This is a genomic window from Streptomyces sp. NPDC057002, from assembly GCF_042673825.1.
Classification (GTDB): domain Bacteria; phylum Actinomycetota; class Actinomycetes; order Streptomycetales; family Streptomycetaceae; genus Streptomyces.
This window is the reverse complement of sequence record NZ_JBHURZ010000007.1, coordinates 293,287-316,694: the sequence shown is the minus strand read 5'-3', so window position 1 is coordinate 316,694 and position 23,408 is coordinate 293,287. Positions and strand designations below refer to the sequence as shown.

Below are 23,408 nucleotides of genomic sequence, written 5' to 3'. Positions count from 1 at the left end.
GAACTGGATGCGGGCAGCGCTCATCGCAATGACAGCCATCGGTCAACACCTCCTCGTCCCTGATCTCTTCGGCTCTTCTTCGGCTCTCTCAGTGGAACCGCCGTAACGCTATCCCGGCACGGCGGAGTCGCGTCAACCGGTTTTCGCGCAGTCGTGGCCGTTCAGCTCGAAGTCGTACGGCGGGGAGTTCTTGCCCCGCCAGGAGGAGAGGAAGCCGAAGGCCAGGTCGTCGCCCGCCTGGACCGACTTGTTGTAGTCGGCGGCGGTGGCGGTGACACGCGAGCCGTGCTGGGAGACGGAGGCGTCCCACATCTGGCCGACCTGCTGGCCGTCCCGGAAGGACCAGGAGACGCGCCAGGAGTCGAGGGCCTCGTTGGTGGTGACGGTGACGGTGGCCTGGAAGCCGTCGGGCCACTGGTTGACCAGGTCGTACTCGACCCGGCAGGCGGGGTCCTCGTTCTCGGCGTCTTCCGCACGGTCAGTGGGAGAGGAGGTGCCCTGCGGTTCGGTCTGGCGGTCGCTGCTCTCCGGCTTGGCGGGCTTCTGCGACTTCCCCGTGTTCTCGGTGGCCTTGCCGGCCGGCTTCGAGGTCGCGGGAGGCAGCGAAGGGACGGACGGCAGGGACAGTTCGGGGTCGGCCACCGGCTGACGGCCGGTGTCGCCGCGTGCCCCGAGGTCGTCGCCGCTGCCGCCGAAGGGCATCATCGAGACGCCGAGCGCCAGGACGGAGACCAGGACGGCGGCCACGAGGAGGCCGTTGCGGGCGACGCGCGCCTTCTGCGCACCCTCCTCCGATTCTCCGGCCGCCAGTTCCGCCCGGCCCGGACGGCCGGCGCCGAGACGCACCTCGGCGGCGCGGCGGCGGCGCTCCAGATAGGCGAGCCCGCCCCAGCCGATCACCCCGCCGGCCAGCGCCCCGGGCAGTCCTCCGCCGTGCAGGCGCAGACAGGCGGCGGCCTCGGCGCACTGCACGCAGGTGGCGAGGTGCCGGGAGAGGTCGCCCGGGGCGTCGGCGGCGGGGGCGCGGGTGACGGCGTCCAGCAGCCGGGCGTAGCTGCGGCACCGGGCGTCCATCGGTGTGTCGAGGTGGTTGCGGTGGCAGCGGTCCCGGAACAGGGTGCGCACCTGCTGGAGTTCGTCATCGGCGGTGGCCGGGTCGAGGCCCAGGCGGCGGGCGACCAGGGACAGCGGCAGCGCCTCCACCTCGGCCAGCCACAGCAGTTCCGCGTCCGCCTGCTGGAGGTCGCGCAGTCCGCGCAGCGCGAGCGGGCGCTGCAGAGGCGGCCCGGTGTAGCGGGCGGCCTTGTCCGAGTTGAGCCACAGCCGCAGGTCGGGGTCGAGCTTGTGGCCCTGCCCCGCCTCCTCCCAGGCCGCGGCCGTGGTGCGTACGGCGGTCAGCAGCAGGGGTATGCGGGGCAGCCGGGCGGGGCGGCGCCCGGAGGTGCGGACCGGGCCGGCATCGGCGGCGCGCGCCTCACGTATGCCGTGTGCGAACGCCTCGCGGCCGAGCTGTGCGGCGGCGGTGGAGCCGGACGTGCACAGGTCGGCGTAGGCGAGGACCGCGTCCCAGCACTCGGAGAACAGCGCGGCCTCGGAGGCGTCCTGAGGGGTCGGCAGGTCGGGCATGAGTCTCCTGCATCCACAAGCGAGGTCAACTCACCATGTTGGCAAAGGAGTTGGGGGGAACCTCGGGGCAGGAGACGAGTTTTTCACGCTCTCGACACAACTGACAAGCCGCGTATTCAAATCCTCACGCGGCCGACTCCGGAAGTAGATACGTACGGAACGCCGAAACGTCTCGATGGCGACCCGAATCACATCGGATCGCCATCGGGACACGGCGGGCGCGAGTCCGGCGTCAGAGCTCCACCGGCTCGTCCGCGGGCAGGCTGTCCATGAAGGAGCTGACCGAGAAGACCGCGTTGCCGGCGCCGGGGGGACCGTAGCCGGGGGGCGAGGAGAGGCCGAAGTCCTCCATCGTCTGCCGGTACGCCTGGAGCAGACGGATGTGGTACTCCAGGGGCGCGCCCTGCGGGTTGGCCTTGCCGAGCGGGGTCGTCGGCTCCGGGCACCAGGTGGTGAAGCGGGGCGTGATGCCGTGGGACATGAAGAAGCGCAGGCCCTCGGTGGTCGATTCGATGGCCTCGTCGACCGTGGTGAAGCCGAACGGCTCGGCCATCTCCACGCCCGCCACGAAGTTGGGGATGACGTTGCGCGCGCCGAAGATGTCCGCCGAGTCGAGGATGCGCTTGTGCCACTCGTCGCGGCCGACGTAGCGCTCCTTGCCCGGGCAGTACATCTTGAAGAGGTACTCGTCCCACACCTCGTAGTTGGGGTGGTAGATCTGCACTCCGTAGTCCTTGAAGCGCTGGACGTCGTCCTTGGGCAGCGCCTGGGCGACGACCTTGCCGATCCAGCGGCCCGGGAAGTGCTCCTCGATGGCCTTGGCGTACCGGCCGTAGAAGTCCGCCTCGTCCAGGCCCTGCACCTTCGACGTGATCGCGCCGCCGGTGAGCGTGTACGCGGTGGACACCTTCGCGGTGTCGTACTTGTCGATGATCTCGAGCGCCTCGAGGACCTCGTCGACGTCCTTCACGCCCGTGTAGGGACGGCCGGCCGCCTTGTGCTGGCGCCAGTTGTGGTTGATGTCGCAGTACTGGCACTCCTCCTTGGCGCCGAAGTACTGGCAGACGCGGAACGCGGTCAGGTAGATCAGGTAGCCCCACTGGATGGTCGGGGCCACCTCCATGACCGACTTCCCGTTGGCGAGGGTGTGCCGGTAGTACTCGGGCATCGGTGGCACGCCGACGTCGGAGATCCGCTTGCCGTCGAGGTAGAGGCCGAGCACGCCGTCCTCGTTCGCGGCGACGCGGTACGGCGAGGAGGGGTTCACCCGGACCGAGACGACGGTCCGCCGCAGCTCGTACGGGCCGCCGGTGAGGATGATCTCCTCGGGCGGGCGGCGCAGTGCGGCCTCGCCCAGCTCGGGCAGGGTGCCGTGGTCGAAGGAGAAGATGAAGTACGACTTCGGCTTGACCTCGCCACCCTCGTTGTCGCTGAGCGCGGACGGGTCGAAGGCCACTCCGCCCCGGAGCAGGTCCTCCTTGAAGACGGCCTCCCGCGGGACGTGCGGGAATCGCTCCATCAGATCCTCGACCAGCGCGGTACGGCTGCCGCTGCTCATCCCGTCTCTCCTCCCGGCTCGAACGTACGACTCCTCACGGTATGCCCACGGCTGTACGTGAGCGGTACCGGGTCCCCCCTGGAGCGTGGGCGATACCCCACCCGGCGGGACACCCGCCGCCTCCTCCTGCCTGCTCCTGCCTGCGGATCGCCGCCTGCCCCACCTGCGACGGCCCGCCGGTCGACAACCGCCGGAGAGAATGCCCCCCGCCTCGCCGGCCGGCGGCGCCAGACCCACCGACAGTGACCCTGACGGCCCGGCAGACCCCGCCCGCCGACGACACCGAGTCCCCCTGGAGCAACGGGCAGCGCCCAGCCGACGGGGCACACGCCGCCCGCCACCGCCTGGCCGATCGGCGAAATGCCACCGACGGGGAGCCGCCGGTGAGGGCCCGGCCGCCGCGGAGGCACAGCCGGCACGGAAAGTACCGCCGCCCGCGCGCGGCCCCGGCGGCCGCGACGGGGTGGCGGGGCACGCGCTGATCGGCGAGGTGCCGCCCTCGGAGAATCGCCGATGAGGACCGGCCGCCGCGGAGACACAGCCGGCACGGGAAGTACCGCCGCCCGCGCGCGGCCCCGGCGGCCGCGACGGGGTGGCGGGGCACGCGCTGATCGGCGAGGTGCCGCCCCTCGGAGAATCGCCGATGAGGACCGGCCGCCGCGGAGGCACAGCCGGCACGGGGCGTGCCGCTGCCCGTGCGGCCCCTCCCCCTCGGGTCGGTGGCAGCGCCAGGCCCGGTCAACGGCGACCATGACCTGCCTGCGCCGCGCGCCGGCGACACCGGGTCCCCCGAGAGCAACGGGCAGCGCCCGGCCGACGGGGCACGCGCTGCCCGCCGCCCGGCCCGTCAGGGGGCGCCACCGAGCGGGGAACTGCCGGTGAGGACCCGGCCCCCCGCTGAGGCACAGCCGGACACGGGGACTGCCGCCGCCCGTGCGGCCTCCCCCTCGGAGCGGCGGGCTGCTCGCCCGGGCCGGTGAGGACCCGCCGGGCCACGCACCCCGCCCGGCCGATCGGAGCCCGCAGCAGCCCAGGCGGGCAAGCGCACGACGGCCGACCGGCGGCAGCCGCGCATCAGCGCCAGGCCCGCCCGCGCACAACCGTCACACCCCCGCGGCCCTGCCCGCCCGGCCGACCCCATCAGGCGACCCGCCGGACCACGCCCCCCACTCACCCACCGAAACCCCTGGCAACCCGGCGAAACCCCTGGCAACCCGGCGGGCAAGCACACGGCAGCCGGCCGGCCGCAGCCGATCCGAACCGGATCGATTCTGCTGATGTCGGCACATACCGGCGCTGCCGGCTGAGCGCGCTCTCAGGCCTCCCGCTCCAGCGCCGCCAGGTCGACCGCGTAGGCCGGTTCCCCTCCGGCCAGCAGCCGTGCCGCCTCCTCGGCGACCGTCCGGCCGAGGCGGGCCAGTTCGTTGCCCTGGGAGCCCGCCAGGTGCGGGGTGACGAAGGCGCCGGGCAGGTCGTAGAGGGGCGAGTCGGCGGGGAGCGGCTCGGGGTCGGTGACGTCGAGGATCGCGGTGAGGCGACCGGCGCGCAGTTCCGTCACGAGGGCGTCGTGGTCGACCAGCGCGCCGCGCGCGGTGTTGACGAGCACCGCCCCGTCGGGCATCAGGGCCAGCTCGCGGCGGCCGATCAGGTGGTGGGTCTCCGGTGTCTCGGGGGCGTGGACGGTGACGATGTCGCAGGTGCGCAGCAGGTCGTCCAGCGACAGCAGTGGGACGCCCAGCGCGGCGGCCTCCGCCTCGTCGACGTACGGGTCGGTGAGAACGGGCCGCAGATCGAAGGGGCGGAGCAGTTCGAGGACGCGCCGGCCGATACGGGAGGCGCCGATCACTCCGACCCGGCGGCCGTAGTTGCCGATGCCGGGGACGATGCCCCAGCCGGAGGAGGTGCGGGACGTGCGCATCCGGTCGCGCGCGGCGAGGACGTCCTTCCCGGCGAGCAGAATCATGGCGAGGGTGTACTCGGCGACCGGCAGCGCGTTGGCGACGGCGGCCGAGGAGACGGCGATGCCGCGCCGCCAGATCCCGGGAGTGGCGAAGGACTTCACCGAGCCGGCCGAGTGCAGTACGGCGCGCAGCCGGGGAGCCGCGTCGAGGACCGTCTCGTCGAGCCGGGGGCAGCCCCAGCCGGTCACCAGGATCTCGGTCCGGGCCAGCGCGTCGAGCACACGCGGGTCGGTGAAGTCCTGCGCCACCAGGGCGGGGTCGATGTCCACGGACTCCCGCAGCCGCGCCAGCACCTCGGGCGGGAAGACCTGCGGCACGTTCTCAGCCGACATGGCGAACAGTGCCTGGGGGCGCTGGCTCAAGGAGGTGACCTTCCGGCTCGGCGGCACACGGGGAAACGGCATGGACAGAAACCGCTCTCTACAATCTCTCCACGGTAGGCCGAGCCGGGTGGCGACGGCAACGGACACCGGGCCGGGGTAGGTTCCGGCGGGGGCTTGCCGTCCCCACAGCCTCGGGGAAAGGACGACGTGGATGACCGGGACCGTGACCAACTGGGCGGGCAACATCACCTACGCGGCCAAGGAGCTGCACCGGCCGGGCTCGCTCACCGCGCTGCGCGCGCTGGTCGCGGACAGCGACCGGGTGCGGGTGCTGGGCAGCGGGCACTCGTTCAACGGGATCGCCGAGCCGGGCGCCGAGGGCGTCCTGCTGTCGCTGGCCGACCTGCCTCCCGAGGTGGACATCGACACGGCGGCCCGTACGGTCCGCGTCGGCGGCGGCGTGCGCTACGCCGAGCTGGCCCGCCGGCTGCACGGCCAGGGGCTGGCGCTGCACAACATGGCGTCCCTGCCGCACATCTCGGTGGCCGGGTCGGTCGCCACCGGCACCCATGGCTCGGGCGTCCTCAACGGCCCGCTCTCGACGGTCGTACGCGAGGTGGAGCTGGTCACGGCGGACGGCTCGACGGTGACGACAGGACGCGACGAGGAGCGGTTCGGCGGGGCCGTCACCTCGCTCGGCGCACTCGGTGTCGTCACCGCGCTCACCCTCGACCTGGAACCGGCCTTCGAGGTCGAGCAGCATGTGTTCACCGAACTGCCACTGGAGGGGCTGGACTCGGGGACGTTCGAGACGGTGATGGCGACGGGGTACAGCGTCAGCCTGTTCACCGACTGGCGTGCGCCGGGCTTCCGGCAGGTGTGGCTGAAGCGGCGCACCGACCAGGCGCTGCCGGCCTTCCCCTGGGCGGCTCCCGCCACCGAGAAGATGCACCCCGTGCCGGGCATGCCCGCGGTGAACTGCACCGAGCAGTTCGGTGTGCCGGGGCCGTGGCACGAACGGCTGCCGCACTTCCGGGCGGAGTTCGTCCCGAGCAGCGGGGCGGAGCTGCAGTCGGAGTATCTGCTGCCGCGCGGGCACGCCGTGGAGATGCTGCGCGCGCTCGACGCGATCCGGGAGACGGTCGCCCCGGTGCTGCAGACCTGCGAGGTGCGCACGGTCGCCGGCGACGACCAGTGGCTGAGCCCGTCCCACGGCCGGGACACCGTCGCGGCGCACTTCACCTGGGTCGAGGACACCCGGACGGTGCTCCCGGTGGTGCGGCGGGTCGAGGAGGCGCTGGAACCCTTCGGGGCGCGGCCGCACTGGGGCAAGGTGTTCACCGTGCCCGCGTCCGTCCTGGGCGGGCTGTATCCGCGGCTGGACGACTTCCGCGCGCTGACGCGGGAGCTGGACCCGGAGGGGAAGTTCGCCAACGCCTTTGTGCGGGACGTGCTCGCTGAGGCATAGGCAGACGCAGTCGGCGAGTCAGGTCGAGGCGTGCGACCTGCCGCCCGGGGCGGTGGCCCGGTCGGCCTCGGCCTGGACGAGCAGGGAGAGCAGTGACGCCACGGTCAGACCGGCCTCGGCGGGGTGGCGCAGCACCTTGCCGGGGTCGATCCGGTACGTGTTGGTGCGGCCCTCTTTGGTGTGGGAGAGATATCCGTCCTGCTCCAGGTCGGCGATGATCTTCTGCACCGCGCGTTCGGTGAGCCGGCAGTGGGCGGCGATGTCCCGGATGCGGGCGCTGTGATTGTCGGCAATGGCCGCCAGCACCCGGGCGTGGTTGGTGATGAACGTCCATCCGGTGTGTGGCTCGGGCACTCCATCCATATCCCAACTCTACCGACCTGGGGTTCACGCACTCAAAAACACGTACTTCGTTTCATGTATCGGTTGACGTGTGTGGGGTAGAGAGGCAACGCTATAAACCCGGAGGCAGGGCGAACGGACAAGGGAGAAGAAGGCCATGCCGGAGCCTGCGTACCCTGCGCGGCCTCACACGCCGGAGGGCGCCGCGTCCACGGCGGGCGACAACGCACCGGCGGCGATCCCGCCGTGCATGGCGACCATGGACGTCGCACCGGACGGCGACCGGATGACCGTGACCCTGTGGGGGGAACTGGACCTGGGAAGCCGACGGCTCCTGCCGGACCTGTACGACATCCTCACGCTGTCGGGCAGCGGCATCGACCTGCGCCTGGACGCGGTCGGCTTCTGCGACTGCTCGGGCCTCAACGTGCTGTTGGATCTGCGCATGCGCGCCCTCGGCCTGGACAAGACGGTCGTGGTGCGCTCCAGCGGCCGCGCGGTCGAGCGGGTCCTCGACCTGACCGGCACCCGGGAGCTGTTGACGAACGACGTCCCCCGGCCCGCCCGTGCCGTCTCCCCTCAGACCGGCGCCGACCAGGACCTGCGGGCCGAAGTCGCCCAGTTGCGACGGGCGATGCAGACCCGGCCGACCATCGATCTGGCCCGCGGCATCCTGATGGCCTCCTTCGGACTGAGCCCCGAGGCGGCCTGGAGCGTGCTGGTGCGGACCTCCCAGAACACCAACACCAAGCTGCACCATCTGGCCGACGAACTGGTGAGCACCGCCCACGGCACCACACTGCCGGAGCAGGTGCGGCGGCAACTGGCGGCCGCGGTCGCGAGCACGGGCACCCGGAGCGCCGCGGCGGCCGGTCCCCCGAGCGGAACCGACGGGCGCGGGGACTGACACGCCCCTCCCGGGACCCGCCGCGTCCGCCCCCTGAGGCATCATGAACAGGCCATGGCCTGCCACCGCCGGTTCCACCGGGAGCGCACTTTATAAAGCCCCTTTCCAAACCCCTTGTCGAAAGTCCCGCCAGCCCATAGCCTTGCGCCGCGCCGGTGCCGACGTCGACCCCGGCCAGGGCAGGTCTGGGAAGGGATGGGGCACCCCGGTGAAGCGCACATCACGCGACATCCGCACCGCGAACCGCTACGAGGTGCTGCGCCAGATCATCGCGGAGTCACCCACCTCCCGGCAGGAGCTGGCGGCCGCGACCGGCCTCAGCCTCGCCACGGTGGCCACGCTCGTGGGCGAGCTGCTCGACCTCCGCATGATCACGGAGGTCGGCTTCGAGGACTCGGCCGGCGGCCGGCCCCGGGGCCTGGTGGCGGTCAATGCCTCGGGCGGCGCGCTGATCGGCGTCGACATCGCCGAGACCTACGTCCATGTCGAGCTGTTCGACCTGGGGCTGAACGTCCTGGCCCGTGCCGAGGAGGACGTCCGGGCGAGTGAGAGCCTGCCCGAGCAGGTGGTCGGCCATGTGGCCACCGCCGTCGGCTCGGTGGTCACCCAGGCCGGCATCGAGGGCGCCCGGGTGCTCGGGGTCGGTGTGAGCGTGCCGGGCCAGGTGGACCGCGCCACCGGCATCTCGGAGTACGCGCCCAACTGGGACTGGCACGACGTACCGCTGCTCGACCTGCTCACGGAGCACATCGCCTACCCGCTCTACCTGGACAACCCGCTGCGTGCCAGCGCGGTCGCCGAGCTGTGGTTCGGGGCGGCGCGCGGGGCCGGGAACGCCGTGGTGGTCAACCTCGGGACCGGCGTGGGCGCCGGGCTCGTCCTGGGCGGCGGGCTGCACCGCGGGGTGAGCAACAGCGCAGGCGAGTGGGGCCACACCACGATGGTGCTGGACGGGCGGCTGTGCCGCTGCGGCAACCACGGCTGTGTGGAGACGTACGTCGGCGCGCGCGGCATCATGCTGAACCTGCGGGAGATCGGCCCCGACAGCGCGCTGCTGCACGCGGACGACCAGACGGCGACCATCGACGCGCTGGCCCGCGGGATCGCGGCGGACGACCCGGTGGCACGCCGGGCCGTCCACGAGACCGCCCGCTATCTGGGCGCCGGCGTCGCGGACCTGGTGAACCTGTTCAACCCCGAGATCGTCGTGCTGAGCAGCTGGGTCGCCCGCACCCTGGGCGAACCACTGCTGCACGAGGTGCGCGAGGCCGTGACCCGGCACGCGCTGCCGCGGCCGCTGGCCGCCACCGAGATCGTCCTCTCCCCGATCCCCACCGACCCGGTGTGCCTGGGCGCGGCGACGTTCGCGCTGGAGGGCGCGCTCCAGGCCGTCGGGCAGAAGAACGGCAAACGCACCGCCCCCGTGAGGAGCCGAACCGCCGCCGCGCCACCCTCGTAGCGGCGGAAGCAACTCCTCCGCTTCCCCCGCATGTTCGAAATAGCGAACCGGACACAACGCTTCGAACAGACTTCGTCCAACCCCTTGCCGAAGCCTTAGCCGAAGCTCTAGCGTCCCGCACCGCACCTCTCTTTGAGCCATCTGGCGCGAGCCCCCGGGCCCGTGAGCCATCAGGCAGTGAGCCGAAGAGCCGCAGCCGCACTCGAGACAAGGACGTCAGCATGTCGGCATCGAGCAACATGAACTGGGACCGCCGCAACGTACTGCGGGCCGCGATGGGCCTGGCCGCCGCCGGCGGACTCGCCGCGTGCGGCAGCAACACCGGCCGGGGCGGTGGGTCCGGGTCGGGCGACGGCCTCACCCAGTACTTCCACGCGTACGGCGAGGCCGGCGTCGAGCAGGCCGTCAAGAAGTACGCCAAGGCCTACAAGGACGCCAACGTGACCACCCAGTGGATCACCGGCAACAACTACGAGCAGAAGCTCTTCGCCGCGCTGCTCACCAAGAACGCGCCGGACGTCTTCGAGTTCCACCCGCAGATCCAGCTCGTGAAGAGCGGTCAGGTGGCCGACCTGACCGACATCATCGACCCGGTCAAGGACGACTTCAACCCGGCCGACATCAAGTCGCACACGGTCGACGGCAAGATATACGGCATCCGGATGATCGACGACCCGCAGTTCCTCTTCTACCGGCCCTCGCTGTTCGAGAAGGCGAAGATCGAGGTCCCGACCACGCTGGAAGAGCTGATCGAGGCCGCCGACAAGCTGACCACCAACAAGGTCAAGGGCATCTTCCTCGGCAACGACCTGACCTCGATCCAGCACAACGTGATCTGGTCGGCCGGCGCCGACACCCTCACCGCGGACAACAAGCCCGCCTTCAACACCGACGCCGTGGCCGACGGCCTCAAGCAGCTCCGCGGTCTGTTCACCAGCGGCAACCTGCTCCTCGACGCCCCCGCCGACTCCTGGGACCCCTCCGCCTTCAACCAGGGCCTGACCGCGATCCAGTGGTGCGGCATGTGGGCCATGCCGGCCATGCAGCAGGCGCTCGGCGACGACATCGGCATCTTCCCCTTCCCGAAGATCGGTTCCGCCGGCAAGGAGTCGGTCTACAACGGCGGCTGGTCGATGTTCGTCAACGCCAAGGGCAAGAACGTCGAGGCGGCCAAGGAATACGTCAAGTGGCTGTGGATCGACCAGAAGCAGTACCAGGAGGACTTCGCCACCTCCTACGGCTTCCACATCCCGCCGCGCACCTCCCTCGCCCAGTCGGCCACCAAGCTGAAGTCCGGCCTGCCGGCCGAGGGCGTGAAGCTCTTCAACGAGTTCGGCCACTTCGACAACATCGGCTGGACCCAGGCCATGATCGCCGCGATCAACGACGTCATGGCGAACTCCGTCCGCAAGGACGGCGACCCCAAGGCCCAGCTCGCGGCCGCCGAGAAGAAGGTCGACGCCGAACTCAAGAAGCTGTTCGGTTAGGCCCGGCGGACGGACCACGACATGTCGACCACCACCACACGCGGGGTCGCCCAGCCCGCCCCGGCCAAGGTCTCCAAGACCCGGCCGCGGCGGGGCCTCGGGGCGAGCAGCACCTTCAACTTCTGGCTCTTCACCGGGCCGTTCCTGATCGGCCTGGTGATCTTCGTCTTCGTGCCCATCGGCTGGAGCATCTGGCTCAGCTTCTTCGAGGCACGCTTCACGGTCACGCCGAGCGAGTTCATCGGCTTCGAGAACTACAAGCAGGTCCTGACGGACACGGACTTCCGGAACTCGCTCGTCACGTTCACCGTGTTCGCCGCGTTCATCGTGCCGGCCACCTGGGCCCTCTCGCTGGGCCTCGCGCTGCTGGTCAACCGGCTGCGGTTCATGCGGGCGTTCTTCCGGTCGGTGTTCTTCCTGCCGACCGCGGTCAGCTATGTCGCCGCCGCGCTGATCTGGAAGATGTCCATCTTCAACGGCGTCCGCTTCGGCCTCGCCAACACCGTCATCGGCTGGTTCGGCATCGACAACGTCGCCTGGCTGGCCAACCCGGACCCGCCCTGGTACTGGCTGGTCATCGTGACCGTACGCCTCTGGCTGCAGTCGGGCTTCTTCATGATCCTGTTCCTCGCGGCGCTGCAGAACATCCCGCGGGAGCTGTACGAGGCCGCCGCCATCGACGGTGCCAAGCCGGGCTGGCAGACCTTCCGGCACATCACGCTGCCGCAGCTGCGGGCCACGTCCACCGCGGTGATCCTGCTGCTGCTGATCGCCGCCTACCAGGCCTTCGACGAGTTCTTCAACCTGCTGGGCAAGGCCACCTGGGGCCAGCCGCCGCTGGTCGAGCTGTACAAGATGGCTCTCGGCGAGAACCAGAACTACGGCGCGGGCAGCGCGGGCGCGGTCGTCCTGACCCTGCTCATCTGCGTCGTGACCCTGTTCCAGGGCAAGATCATGGGGTTCGGAAGGGGTGAGGAGGCCAAGTGACCACCACAGCACCCGACATCCGCAAGGGCGCGAAGCCGGCCGCCAAGGCCAAGCGTGGCGGCGGCGTTCTCGGCAACACCGGTCTGTACATCGCGACCGGCGTCGCGGCCCTGCTCTTCCTGATCCCCTTCTATCTGATCGTCCGCAACGCGCTGATGACGGACCAGGAGATCACGGGCGAGGAGTGGAAGTGGTTCCCCACCTCCATCCAGTGGGGCAACATCTCCGAGCCCTTCGACGACGTCACCGTCGACTTCGCGCGCGCCCTGTGGAACTCCATCGTCGTCGCCGTCCTGCACACCTCGGGCATCCTGCTGATCTGCTCGCTCGCCGGGTACGGCCTCGCCCGGATCCCGTACAAGCACGCCAACAAGGTGTTCTACGCCGTCCTGGCCACGCTGATGGTTCCCACGGCGGTCACCTTCGTGCCGAGCTTCGTTCTGGTCTCGTCCCTCGGCTGGGTGGACAGTTACCGGGGTCTCATCATCCCGGGGCTCTTCAGTGGTTTCACCTGCTTCCTGTTCCGGCAGTACTTCCTGGGGTTCCCCAAGGAGCTGGAGGAGGCGGCGCGCGTGGACGGGCTCGGCTACTGGGGCGCGTACTGGCGTGTCGTCGTGCCGAACTCGCTGAACTTCTTCGCGGCCATCGCCACGATCACCTTCATCAACGGCTGGAACGCCTTCCTGTGGCCCCTGGTCATCGGCCAGGACCCGAGCGCCTGGACGGTCCAGGTGGCGCTGTCGTCGTACATGACGAACCAGACCGTCAACTATCACCTGATCTTCATGGCCACGGCCATTTCCATCCTGCCCCTGGTGTTCGTCTTCCTCTTCCTCCAGCGCTGGCTGGTGCAGGGGATCGCCCAGACCGGCATCAAGGGCTGAGCTAGGAGACCGATGTCTTTCCGCACCACCGCCGACTATGTCGAGGACGTCTCCCCGGGCAGCGGGGCCCTCGCGCCCCGCGCCTGGTACGCGTCCTCGGACGCCGCGTCCCTGTCGCTGAACGGCAGCTGGCGCTTCCGGCTGTCGGCCACCGTCGACGCCGAGGACGACTCGTTCGCCGAGGAGGGCTACGACGCCCAGGGCTGGGCCGAGGTCACGGTCCCCGGGCACTGGGTGCTCCAGGGCGACGGGGCGTTCGGGTCCCCGATCTACACCAACCACCTCTATCCCTTCCCGGTGGACCCGCCGCACGTCCCGACCGAGAACCCGACCGGTGACCATCTGCGCGTCTTCGACCTGCCGTCGGACTGGCCGTCGGACGGCGGGTCGGTGCTGCGGTTCGACGGCGTCGAGTCCTGCGCCCGACTCTGGCTGAACGGCACGGAGCTCGGCGAGTTCAAGGGCTCCCGGCTGCCGCACGAGTTCGCGGTGGGGCATCTGCTGAAGCCGGGCGGCAACGTCCTGGCGGTGCGGGTGCACCAGTGGTCGGCGGGCTCGTATCTGGAGGACCAGGACCAGTGGTGGCTGCCGGGCATCTTCCGTGACGTGACGTTGCTGCACCGCCCGGCGGGCAGCGTGGGCGACTTCTTCGTGCACGCGTCGTACGACCACACCACCGGCGAGGGCACCCTGCGCGTCGACTCCGACGTCGAGGGGCGGGTGACCGTCCCGGGCCTGGACATCGATGTCGCGACCGGCGAGCCGGTGACCGTGGCCGTCGAGCCGTGGACCGCCGAGACGCCTCGGCTGTACGACGGTGTGCTGGCCACCGAGGGCGAGCGGGTGCCGCTGCGCATCGGTTTCCGTACCGTCGCCCTCGAGGACGGGCTGATCAAGGTCAACGGCAAGGCCGTCCTCTTCAAGGGCGTCAACCGGCACGAGTGGCACCCTACGATGGGCCGTGCGCTCGACCTGGAGACCATGCGCGAGGACGTGCTGCTGATGAAGCGGCACAACCTCAACGCCGTGCGCACCTCGCACTACCCGCCGCACCCGGCCTTCCTGGACCTGTGCGACGAGTACGGCCTGTGGGTCATCGACGAGTGCGACCTGGAGACCCACGGCTTCACCGAGCAGGACTGGCGGGACAACCCGGTCGACGACGACCGCTGGACGCCGGCCCTGCTGGACCGCGCGGAGCGGATGGTCGAGCGGGACAAGAACCACCCGTCGGTGGTGTTCTGGTCGCTGGGCAATGAGGCCGGCACCGGCCGCGGGCTCACCGCGATGGCGGAGTGGATCCACGACCGCGACCCCGAGCGGCTGGTGCACTACGAGGGCGACTGGAACTGCCGCGACACGGACGTGTACTCGCGGATGTACGCCTTCCACGACGAGGTCGACAAGATCGGGCAGCGGCTCGACGGCGGTACCGGCAAGCGCCGGGAACTCCCCTTCATCCAGTGCGAGTACGGGCACGCGATGGGCAACGGCCCGGGCGGGCTCGCGGACTACCAGGAGCTGTTCGAGAAGCACGAGCGGCTCCAGGGCGGCTTCATCTGGGAGTGGATCGACCACGGCGTGAAGCACGCCGAGCTGGGTTACGCCTACGGCGGTGACTTCGGCGAGGAGCTGCACGACGGCAACTTCGTCTGCGACGGGCTGGTCTTCCCTGACCGGACGCCGTCGCCGGGCCTGATCGAGTACAAGAAGGTCATCGAGCCGGTCCGCATCGAGGGCGACGGCACCGACGGCACCGTGCGGATCACCAACAAGCAGGACTTCGCCGACCTGTCCGCGCTGGCCTTCGAGTGGTCCTGCCAGGTGGACGGCGAGACCGTCGAGTCGGGGCCGCTCGCGGTGCCGGTGCTCGTGCCGGGCGAGAGCGCCGAGGTGAAGCTGCCGGAGCCGCCCGCGGACGGCCGGGGCGGCGAACGCCAGTGGACGGTACGGGCCCTGCTCGCCGACGACACGGTCTGGGGTCCGAAGGACCATGTCGTGGCCTGGGGGCAGTTCGCCGTGGGGGCACGGCCGCTGCCGTCCTTCCCCGCGAGTGACCGGCCCGTGGCGGACCCGGACCGGATCACCCTCGGCCCCGCCGAGTTCGACCCCCGTACCGGTGCCCTGCGCTCGATCGGCGGGGTCAGGGTCGGCGCGGCACCGAAGCTGGACGTGTGGCGGGCGCCGACCGACAACGACGACGGCGCGGAGTGGCAGACCGACACCCGCTACGGGATGCTGTGGCGCACGCTCGGCCTGCACCGTATGCGGCACCGCCTGGTCTCGGTCGAGGCCGGCGACGACGCCCTGACGGTCCGGACCCGGGTGGCGCCCGCGGCCCGCGAGGTCGGCCTGGACACGGTGTACCGCTGGACGTCCGACGGCGAGCGGCTGCGGCTGACCGTGTCCGTGACCCCGGAGGGCGACTGGACGGTGCCGCTGCCCCGGCTCGGTGTCCGCTTCGGACTGCCGGAGGCCGACCGGGTGGAGTGGTTCGGCGGCGGTCCCGGCGAGGCGTACCCGGACACCAGGACGGCGTCGATGGTGGGCCGCTGGCAGTCGACGGTGGACGGGCTGCAGACCCCGTACGTCCGTCCGCAGGAGAACGGCGCCCGCGCCGATGTCCGCTGGGTGGAGCTCGGCGGGCTGCGGATCGAGGGCGACCCGGAGTTCTGGTTCACCGCGCGGCGCTGGACGACCGAGCAGCTCGAGGCGGCCCTGCACCGCACCGACCTCACGGCCGGCGACACGGTGTGGGTCAACCTCGACCACGGGCAGCACGGCATCGGCTCGCAGTCGTGCGGCCCGGGTCCGCTGCCGCGGTACTTCCTGAAGGCGGAGCCGACGGAGTTCTCGTTCGTGTTCTCGACCACCGGGTAAGAACTCGATTAATCGATTGACCAATTGATCGACATTCCGACAGTGTCGGGACGTCATCCGCGGCCGGTCGGCCCTCGAAGCCGACCGGCCGCAGCTGCGTTCATCGCATGAGAGCAGGTGGGTCAATTGAGTGTCTCCATCGAGGTCCGCGGACTGTCCCGGACCTTCCACACCACCGTCCGCCGCCCCGGTTTCCTGGGCGCCGTCCGCTCACTCGTCAACCCCGAGCGGGTGGCCAAGCACGCCGTCTCCGACATCACCTTCGACGTGGCCCCGGGCGAACTCCTCGCCCTGCTCGGCCCGAACGGCGCCGGCAAGTCCACCACCATCAAGATGCTGACCGGCATCCTCACCCCCACCTCCGGCGAGGCCCGGGTCGCGGGCGTCGTGCCGTACCGGGAGCGGGAGCGCAACGCCCGGAACGTCGGCGCGGTGTTCGGGCAGCGCACCCAGCTCTGGTGGGACCTGCCGGTGCGCGAGTCGTTCGCGATCCTGCGGGACATCTACGAGGTGCCGAAGGCCGAGCACGCCGCCCGGCTGAAGGAGTTCGACGAGATCCTGGACCTGTCGTCGTTCTGGGACACCCGGGTCCGCCATCTCTCCCTCGGCCAGCGGGTGCGCAGCGATCTGGCCGCCGCGCTGCTGCACGATCCGCCGGTGGTCTTCCTCGACGAGCCGACCATCGGCATGGACGTGGTGGTCAAGGAGCAGGTGCGGGAGTTCCTGCGCCATCAGGTGGAGCAGCGCGGCCGTACGGTCCTGCTGACCACGCATGACATGACGGAGGTCGAGCGGCTCGCGGAGCGGGTGGTGCTGGTCAACCACGGCCGGCTGGTCCTGGACGGCACCCTCGACGAGATCCGCCGGAAGTTCGGCTCCACCTGGCAGGTCCGGGCCACACTCGCCGACCCGCACGCCGAGGTCGTGCCGCCGCCCGGGATCACGCTGCTGCGGCACAACGGCGCGCAGGTCGTCTTCGGCCCCGACGGCGCGGACGCGCCGACCGTCCACCAGGCGCTCAAGGCGGTGATCGAGCGGTACGAGGTGACCGACATCGCCCTGGACGAGGCGGACCTGGAAGACGTGATGCGGGCCGCGTACGTGCATGCCGGGGAGGTCTGACATGGCCGTGCTGCACGCCTGGCGCGCCGCCCGCGTCACCCCGCTGGGCGAGCTGAACGCCCCGCCCCGGATGACGGCCGTCGCGCTGCGGCTGTCCGTGCAGGTGGTCCTGGTCTGGTCGCTGTGGCGCGGCCTGTACGCGGATTCCGGTACGACCGCCGGCCTGACCCGCGATCAGGCGGTCACCTACGCCGTGCTGGCCGTACTGGCGTCCCGGCTGCGGGAGCTGGACCAGTACGCGGGCCGGGACACGGTCCTCCAGCACATGCACTTCGGCACGATCGTCTACTGGTACCTGCGCCCGCTGCCGCCGCAGCGCTACTACGCCCTGCGGGCCGCGGGCGAGCAGCTGTACGGACTCGCGTGGGCGCTGACCGGGTATGTGATCTGCCTGGCCGCCGGGCTCGTCGACCCGCCGCGCTCGGCCGCCGTGGCCGGGGTGTTCGCGCTCAGCATGCTGCTGGGCCAGTGGGTCCTGTACTACGTGATGCTCACGCTCGACCAGTTGTGCTTCTGGACGGTCCGCAACACCGCCGCGATGCTCATCCTGCTGTTCGCGCAGAACCTGCTGTCCGGCGTGTACGCGCCGCTGTGGTTCTTCCCGGACTGGTTCGTGACGATGAGCGCCTTCCTGCCCTTCCAGGCCACGCTGAGCGTGCCGCTGTCGCTGTATGTGGGCCGGATCCCCCTGTCCGACGCGGCCTTCCAGCTCTGCGTGCAGGCCGGGTGGGTCGTGGTGCTGGCGTTGTTCACCCGGCTGCTGTGGCGGCGGGCCGCCCGGCGCGTGATCTCGCAGGGAGGCTGAGATGTCGCTGAAGGCTCTGCGGATCGTGTGGCGCGTGACGGCGCTCAACTTCCGCGCGCAGATGGAGTACCGGACCGAGTTCCTGCTGATGATCGCGATCGGGGCGATCTGGCAGGTGTCGGTGATCGTGTTCGCCACGGTGCTGCTGTCCCGGTTCGCCGGGATGGGCGGCTGGGACAGCTCGGACGTGCTGCTGATCCCGGCGACGCGCATGCTGGCGCACGGTCTGTTCGTGCTGTTCCTGGGGCGGATGCACTGGGCCGGCCGGCAGGTCCAGGAAGGCCGGATCGACATCTACCTGATGCGCCCGATGCCGGTGCACCGGCAGATCCAGCTGGCTTTCTTCCCCACCAACGCCATCGGGGACCTGACGGTCGCGGCGGGCCTGATGGCGGGCGCGCTGTCCCGCAGCGACCTGGACTGGACGGCGGGCCGGATCACGTATCTGATCGCGGCCGTGCTGGGCGGCATGCTCCTGGAGGCGGCCCTGTTCACGGTCGTGGCGAGTGCGTCCCTGCGCTTCCCGGCCGCCGACATGTGGGGCCGCTGGCTGGAGGAACTCCTCGGCACGTTCGGCAGCTACCCGCTGAACGTGCTGCCCAAGGCCGTGGGAGGACTCCTGACCTACGGCCTCCCGCTCGCGTTCGTCGCCTACTTCCCGGCGGCGGTGCTGACCGGGCACGGCCATACGACCGGTGTGCCGTACTGGCTGGCGGCGGCCTCACCGCTGCTCGGGCTGCTGGCGTATCTGGGGGCGCGGGTGCTGTGGCGGTGGAGTCTGCGGCACTACAGCGGCATCAACGGCTGACGGTCCGGCCCGCGCCGCGGACCGGGGTGAACAGGGCGGCCACGGCGAGCAGGACGCAGGTCGCTCCGGCGGCCAGCGCGACCGGCGTCGTGCCCTGTTCCTCCGCGGCCCAGGTCAGCACGGCGGCGCCGATCGGTGCCGCCGCGTAGTGCAGGGTCCAGAAGGCGGAGGTGACCCGGCCCAGGAGGTGTTCCGGGGTCACCTCCTGCCGGAACGACATCGAGCAGGTGCCTCCCATGGCGGCGCAGGCGAGGAAGGCGGCGCACAGCGCCGCGACCACGGGCACGTCACGGGCCCAGCCGAGACCGGCGAAGGCCAGCCCGCAGCCCGCGACCGAGCCGGCCCAGGTCGGCCCGAAGCCGAGGCGGCGGCGGATCCTGGCCACGAGCAGGGCGCCTGCGATGGTGCCGAGCGCGCCGGCCGCCATGACGGTGCCGACCGTGCCATCGTCCTGGCCGAGGTCGTGCTTGAGGTGGTAGATGACCAGGTCGTGGATACCGAGGGTGAGGAAGCTGAAGACGAACAGCAGGACGGTGAGCGAGCGCAGCACGGGGTGGCCGTAGAGGAAGGCGATGCCGGTGCGCAGGTCCTGCCACAGGCCGGTGCGCTTGCCCGGCTGTTCGTCCGGGGCGCGCCTGCGGAACCGTAAGAAGAACAGGAGCGCCGCCGACACCGCGAAGCTGGCCGCGTCCACGCCGACAGCCGCGGCCGGCCCGGACCAGGCGGCCACCAGCCCCGCGCACAACGGCCCGAGAACGCCCGCGGCAGCGGCCGTGGCGTTCAACCGGCCGTTGGCCTCGGTGAGTTGGCCGGTGCCGACCAGGCCGCGCACGACGGTGACGTAGCCGACCGCGAACAGCATGCCGACGGCCTCGCACAGCGGCAGCACCACGTACAGCAGCCAGATCTGCGGGCCGAACAGCCACACCAGCGGGATCACCCCGTACAGCCCCATGCGCACGAGGTCGCAGCCGATGAGCAGCCGGCGCCGGTCCACCCGGTCCACCACCGCCCCGGCGAACACCGCCGCGAGGACCGACGCCGCCCCGCCCACCGCTGTGAGGAGCCCCATCCGGGCGACCGACCCCGTGGCCTCCAGGACCAGCAGGGGCAGGGCGATCAGGGCGAAGGAGTCGCCGAGGACGGAGAGGGTCTGCGCGGTCCAGAAGATCCCGAAGTCCCGCTGCCGCCACAGCGGGCGGGTGCCGCGTAAGCCGTCGTCGCCGGCGTCCGAGGGCGTGCCGCCGCCGGGCTCGTCCTCACGCCGTGCCGCCTCGGATGTCATGCGCCCTCCCCCGTCGCCGATGCACGGCAACCTTACGGCCGGCCGCGGCGACCGAGGGGTGTCGCACCCGCATCCCCACCCCCCACAGGAGGAGCCGTGCCGCACTCCGCAAGAGGCCACCGCCGCGCCTTCCGTCCGCTCACGCTCGCCGCCGCGGGCGCACTGGTCGCCACGGCGACCGTGGCGCTCCCGCAGTTCACCCCGGACGCCTCCGCCGCCACCACGCTGCGCGGCTACGCCGACGCGCGCGGCGCGCGGATCGGCGCGGCGGTCGCCGACGGGCCGCTGCGCACCGAGCCGGCCTACACCACCGTCCTGAACCGGGAGTTCAACTCGGTGACGGCGGAGAACGCCATGAAGTGGGACGCGCTGGAGCCCAGCCGGGGCGGCTACAACTGGGCCGCCGCCGATCGGCTGGTCAACCACGCCGCGGCCCACAACCAGGGAGTACGGGGCCACACCCTGGTCTGGCACAACCAGAATCCGTCCTGGCTGGCCAATGGCAACTTCTCGGCGTCCGAGCTCAACACGATCCTCAAGAAGCACATCGACACCACGCTCGGCCGCTACAAGGGCAAGATCTACGCCTGGGACGTCGTCAACGAGGCGTTCAACGAGGACGGCTCGATGCGCAACTCGCTCTGGCAGAGCAAGCTGGGCTCGGGGTACGTCGCCAACGCGCTGCGCTGGGCCCACGCGGCGGATCCGAGCGCCAAGCTGTACATCAACGACTACAGCATCGAGGCGGACAACGCGAAGAGCGACGGCCTGTACAACCTGGCGCGGCAACTCCTCGCGCAGGGCGTGCCGTTGCACGGCATCGGCTTCCAGGCGCACTTCGTCGTCGGCCAGCTGCCGTCCTCGATGAAGGCGAACCTGAAGCGCTTCTCCGACCTCGGTCTCGAGGTGTCGATCACCGAACTCGACGTCCGCATCCCGATGCCGGCGTCCTCCGCCGAGCTTGCCCAGCAGTCCACCGACTACAAGACGGCCACGGAGAACTGCCTGGGCGTGCCCCGCTGCGCGGGCGTCACGGTGTGGGGCGTCACCGACAAGTACTCATGGGTGCCGGGCACGTTCAACGGCTACGGCGCGGCCCTGCCGTACACCGAGAGCTACGGGGCGAAGCCGGCGTACCAGGGGCTGTCGGACGGGCTCAATCCGCAGGCGTAGGGCGAAAACCGGTACCGGTGGGCGGTGCGGACGGGCTATCGTCCGCACCGTGAGCTGATCTCTCCCGCGGTGCCACCGGGCACCGCAGACGCGCGACGCACTCCGTTTGCCGTGCCCGTCCCACAGGGAGAGATCACCATGCGCATCGTCCTGGGCAACACCCCTGACGACACACTCGCCGCCTTCACCGCCCGGGCGGCCGAGGACCCCGGAGTCGCGGGTCTGGTCCTCAGCGGCTCCCGGGTCCACGAGGGCATGCCGACGGTCCACTCGGACTACGACCTGCACGTGATCCTCCGGGACCGGCAGGCCTCCGAACTCGCCGAGCTGGACTGGTTCCGTTCCGCCCACCTCGACCTCGTGGTCATCCCACTGGCGGAGTTCCGCACCCGCGGCATGCCCGGCCGGCCCGACCACTTCGCGCGCTACTCCTATGTCCACGCGGAGGTGCTGCTGGACCGGCTCGACGGGGAGGTCGCCCGGATCCTCGACGAGAAGCGGAGGCTGGGTGCCGAAGAGGCCAGGGCCGCGGTCGACGGCTGGCTCGACGCCTACGTCAACCAGGCCTACCGCTCCCTGAAGAGCTACCGCGACGGCCACCCGGCCATGGGCCACCTGGACGCCGCCGAGTCCGTGCCGTACGCCCTGGAGGTGCTCTTCGCGCTGCACCGCCGTGTCCGGCCCTACAACAAGTACCTGCGGTGGGAGCTGGAACGGAGCCCGCTGGGCGACCGGCGGTGGGAGGCGGACCGGCTGCTGCCCGTCGTGGAACGGCTGCTCGCCGACGGCGACCCGGACACACAGCGTGCGCTCTTCACCGGCATCGAGGGGGCGGCGCGGCGGGCCGGGCACGGCGGAGTGCTCGACTCCTGGGGTACGGACCTGGAGCTGCTGCGTCCCACCTGACGCCGGGGCGTCTCCCACTGTTTTCCCGACTCCCCTTGCGTACCACGGGTGTTGCCCCCGAACCTGAGCACCGTTCACCTTCTTCTCCCGACCGGAGACACCCCCCATGAAGAGACTGATCGGCACCCTCATGGCCGCCGCCCTGGCCGTCACGGGCCTCGCCGCCACCGCCGCGACACCCGCCGTCGCCGCGGACTCCGGCTCCTTCAACGTCCTCACCTACAACGTCGCGGGCCTTCCCGAGGGCCTGAGCTCCGGCAATCCGGAGAAGAACACCCCGCTGATCTCCCCCAGGCTCGGGGCGTACGACATCGTCAATGTGCAGGAGGACTTCAACTACCACGCGGCCCTGTACGCGGGCGACGACCACGCCCACCGCACCGCGACCAGCGGCGGTGTCCCCTTCGGCGACGGCCTCAACACCCTCTCGGACCATCCGTTCGAGGACTTCCAGCGGGTGAAGTGGAACAAGTGCACCGGCACCAACTGCCTCACGCCCAAGGGCTTCTCGCTGGCCCGGGTCCGGCTCGCCGAGGGCGTCTTCGTGGACCTCTACAACGTGCACACGAACGCGGACGACTCCGACGACGCGCTCGCCGCCCGCCGGGCCAACATCGAGCAGCTCTCCGACTTCGTCCAGGCGAACTCGGCGGGCAACGCGGTGATCGTCATGGGCGACACGAACACGCGGTACACCCGCTCCGGCGACAACATCCGCACCCTGCTGAGCGAGAACGGCCTGACCGACGCATGGGTCCAGCGCGTCAAGGGCGGAACACCCCCGGCCCAGGGCAGCGACGCGCTCGTCTGCCCCACGACAGCGCCCACGAACGACTGCGAGGTCGTGGACAAGGTCCTCTACCGCGGCAGCAAGCTGCTCAGCCTCGACGCGACCCGCTACAGCAACGACTGGGCCTCCTTCCTCGACCCGGCCGGCGCCAACCTCTCGGACCACTTCCCGCACACGGTCGACTTCTCCTACAGGCTCGACTCCTCCCTGCGCGCCAGCGACTTCTTCGGCGGCCCGCACGGCACGGCCTTCAACGACGCGGACGATCTGCCCGCGACCCCGGCTCCCCGCACGCTGACCCTGCGCGGCAGCGCCCGCCTGGACGCGGTGTCCCTGACCCACGACGGCGGTACGACGCTCACCCACGGCGGCACGGGCGGCACGGCGACGTCCCTGACGCTGGCGGCCGGTGAGCACCTGACCTCGGTGAAGCTCACGCAGGGCCAGAAAGACGGCCGTACCCGCCTGTTCTCGGCGGCGTTCACGACCGACAAGGGCCGCACCCTGTCCGCCGGTACCGCCACGTCCGACGCGAAGACCTTCACGGCCCCCGCCGGCCGGCAGATCGTGGGCTTCACGGGCCGCGCGGGAGACGAGGTCGACAAGCTGGGAGTGGTGTACGCGCCGATCCGCTGAG

18 protein-coding genes are annotated in these 23,408 nt (G+C 70.9%); 13 read left to right on the top strand and 5 right to left on the bottom strand.

What is annotated here, in order from left to right; translation table 11 throughout:
* Window positions 1-132 precede the first annotated feature (132 nt).
* From ACFT32_RS32450 to ACFT32_RS32440, 3 genes are all read right to left on the bottom strand, one after another.
* A complete protein-coding gene (locus ACFT32_RS32450; protein ID WP_382496411.1) occupies window positions 133-1,626 on the bottom strand; it encodes a cellulose binding domain-containing protein in 1,494 nt (497 codons plus the stop codon).
* A 232-nt stretch (window positions 1,627-1,858) separates the two neighbouring features.
* Window positions 1,859-3,184 carry a radical SAM protein gene (locus ACFT32_RS32445; RefSeq protein WP_382496409.1) on the bottom strand — a complete coding sequence of 442 codons (1,326 nt, stop codon included), beginning with the start codon at window positions 3,182-3,184 and terminating at the stop codon, window positions 1,859-1,861.
* A 1,315-nt stretch (window positions 3,185-4,499) separates the two neighbouring features.
* The gene (locus ACFT32_RS32440; RefSeq protein ID WP_382496407.1) at window positions 4,500-5,507 is read right to left on the bottom strand and encodes a hydroxyacid dehydrogenase; all 1,008 of its coding nucleotides are present in this window, start codon (window positions 5,505-5,507) and stop codon (window positions 4,500-4,502) included.
* Between the two features lie 172 nt (window positions 5,508-5,679).
* Between ACFT32_RS32440 and ACFT32_RS32435 the strand changes: the two genes are divergently transcribed.
* On the top strand, window positions 5,680-6,936 hold the full coding sequence (locus tag ACFT32_RS32435) for a D-arabinono-1,4-lactone oxidase (protein ID WP_382496405.1): 1,257 nt from the start codon (window positions 5,680-5,682) through the stop codon (window positions 6,934-6,936).
* 18 nt (window positions 6,937-6,954) lie between these two features.
* Here the strand turns inward: ACFT32_RS32435 and ACFT32_RS32430 are convergent, their stop codons facing one another.
* Window positions 6,955-7,299, bottom strand: coding sequence for a helix-turn-helix transcriptional regulator (locus ACFT32_RS32430; protein WP_382496404.1), 345 nt, complete (start codon window positions 7,297-7,299; stop codon window positions 6,955-6,957).
* Between the two features lie 136 nt (window positions 7,300-7,435).
* On the opposite strand from ACFT32_RS32430, the gene ACFT32_RS32425 reads away from it, so the two are divergent.
* The 9 genes from ACFT32_RS32425 to ACFT32_RS32385 all read left to right on the top strand — a co-directional run bounded on the left by ACFT32_RS32425 (window position 7,436) and on the right by ACFT32_RS32385 (window position 18,617).
* A complete protein-coding gene (locus ACFT32_RS32425) occupies window positions 7,436-8,185 on the top strand; it encodes an ANTAR domain-containing protein (RefSeq protein ID WP_382496402.1) in 750 nt (249 codons plus the stop codon).
* Between the two features lie 208 nt (window positions 8,186-8,393).
* Window positions 8,394-9,644, top strand: coding sequence for an ROK family transcriptional regulator (locus ACFT32_RS32420; RefSeq protein ID WP_382496400.1), 1,251 nt, complete (start codon window positions 8,394-8,396; stop codon window positions 9,642-9,644).
* Window positions 9,645-9,865: 221 nt separating this feature from the next.
* On the top strand, window positions 9,866-11,131 hold the full coding sequence (locus tag ACFT32_RS32415) for an ABC transporter substrate-binding protein (RefSeq protein WP_382496398.1): 1,266 nt from the start codon (window positions 9,866-9,868) through the stop codon (window positions 11,129-11,131).
* Window positions 11,132-11,152: 21 nt separating this feature from the next.
* Window positions 11,153-12,118 carry a carbohydrate ABC transporter permease gene (locus ACFT32_RS32410; RefSeq protein ID WP_382496396.1) on the top strand — a complete coding sequence of 322 codons (966 nt, stop codon included), beginning with the start codon at window positions 11,153-11,155 and terminating at the stop codon, window positions 12,116-12,118.
* Entirely contained in the window at window positions 12,115-13,002 is an 888-nt protein-coding gene (locus ACFT32_RS32405) for a carbohydrate ABC transporter permease (RefSeq protein ID WP_382496394.1), read from the top strand. Before ACFT32_RS32410 ends, ACFT32_RS32405 begins: the two co-directional genes overlap by 4 nt.
* Window positions 13,003-13,014: 12 nt before the next feature.
* Window positions 13,015-15,882: a glycoside hydrolase family 2 TIM barrel-domain containing protein gene (locus tag ACFT32_RS32400; RefSeq protein WP_382496392.1), complete on the top strand. Its 2,868-nt coding sequence runs from the start codon at window positions 13,015-13,017 to the stop codon at window positions 15,880-15,882.
* A gap of 126 nt (window positions 15,883-16,008) precedes the next feature.
* Window positions 16,009-17,004, top strand: coding sequence for an ATP-binding cassette domain-containing protein (locus ACFT32_RS32395; RefSeq protein ID WP_382496390.1), 996 nt, complete (start codon window positions 16,009-16,011; stop codon window positions 17,002-17,004).
* A gap of 1 nt (window position 17,005) precedes the next feature.
* Window positions 17,006-17,809 carry an ABC-2 family transporter protein gene (locus ACFT32_RS32390; RefSeq protein WP_382496388.1) on the top strand — a complete coding sequence of 268 codons (804 nt, stop codon included), beginning with the start codon at window positions 17,006-17,008 and terminating at the stop codon, window positions 17,807-17,809.
* 1 nt (window position 17,810) lies between these two features.
* A complete protein-coding gene (locus tag ACFT32_RS32385) occupies window positions 17,811-18,617 on the top strand; it encodes an ABC transporter permease (protein ID WP_382496386.1) in 807 nt (268 codons plus the stop codon).
* Here the strand turns inward: ACFT32_RS32385 and ACFT32_RS32380 are convergent.
* The gene (locus ACFT32_RS32380) at window positions 18,607-19,902 is read right to left on the bottom strand and encodes an MFS transporter (RefSeq protein WP_382496384.1); all 1,296 of its coding nucleotides are present in this window, start codon (window positions 19,900-19,902) and stop codon (window positions 18,607-18,609) included. The two genes, ACFT32_RS32385 and ACFT32_RS32380, sit on opposite strands and share 11 nt — an antisense overlap.
* 96 nt (window positions 19,903-19,998) lie before the next feature.
* Here ACFT32_RS32380 and ACFT32_RS32375 point away from each other — a divergent pair, with 96 nt between their 5' ends.
* From ACFT32_RS32375 to ACFT32_RS32365, 3 genes are all read left to right on the top strand, one after another.
* Window positions 19,999-21,075 (top strand): endo-1,4-beta-xylanase, encoded by a 1,077-nt coding sequence (locus tag ACFT32_RS32375; protein ID WP_382496382.1) that lies wholly within the window; start codon window positions 19,999-20,001, stop codon window positions 21,073-21,075.
* Window positions 21,076-21,213: 138 nt separating this feature from the next.
* Window positions 21,214-21,981, top strand: coding sequence for a hypothetical protein (locus tag ACFT32_RS32370; RefSeq protein ID WP_382496381.1), 768 nt, complete (start codon window positions 21,214-21,216; stop codon window positions 21,979-21,981).
* A 106-nt stretch (window positions 21,982-22,087) separates the two neighbouring features.
* Window positions 22,088-23,407, top strand: coding sequence for a jacalin-like lectin (locus tag ACFT32_RS32365; RefSeq protein ID WP_382496379.1), 1,320 nt, complete (start codon window positions 22,088-22,090; stop codon window positions 23,405-23,407).
* Window position 23,408: the final 1 nt, after the last annotated feature.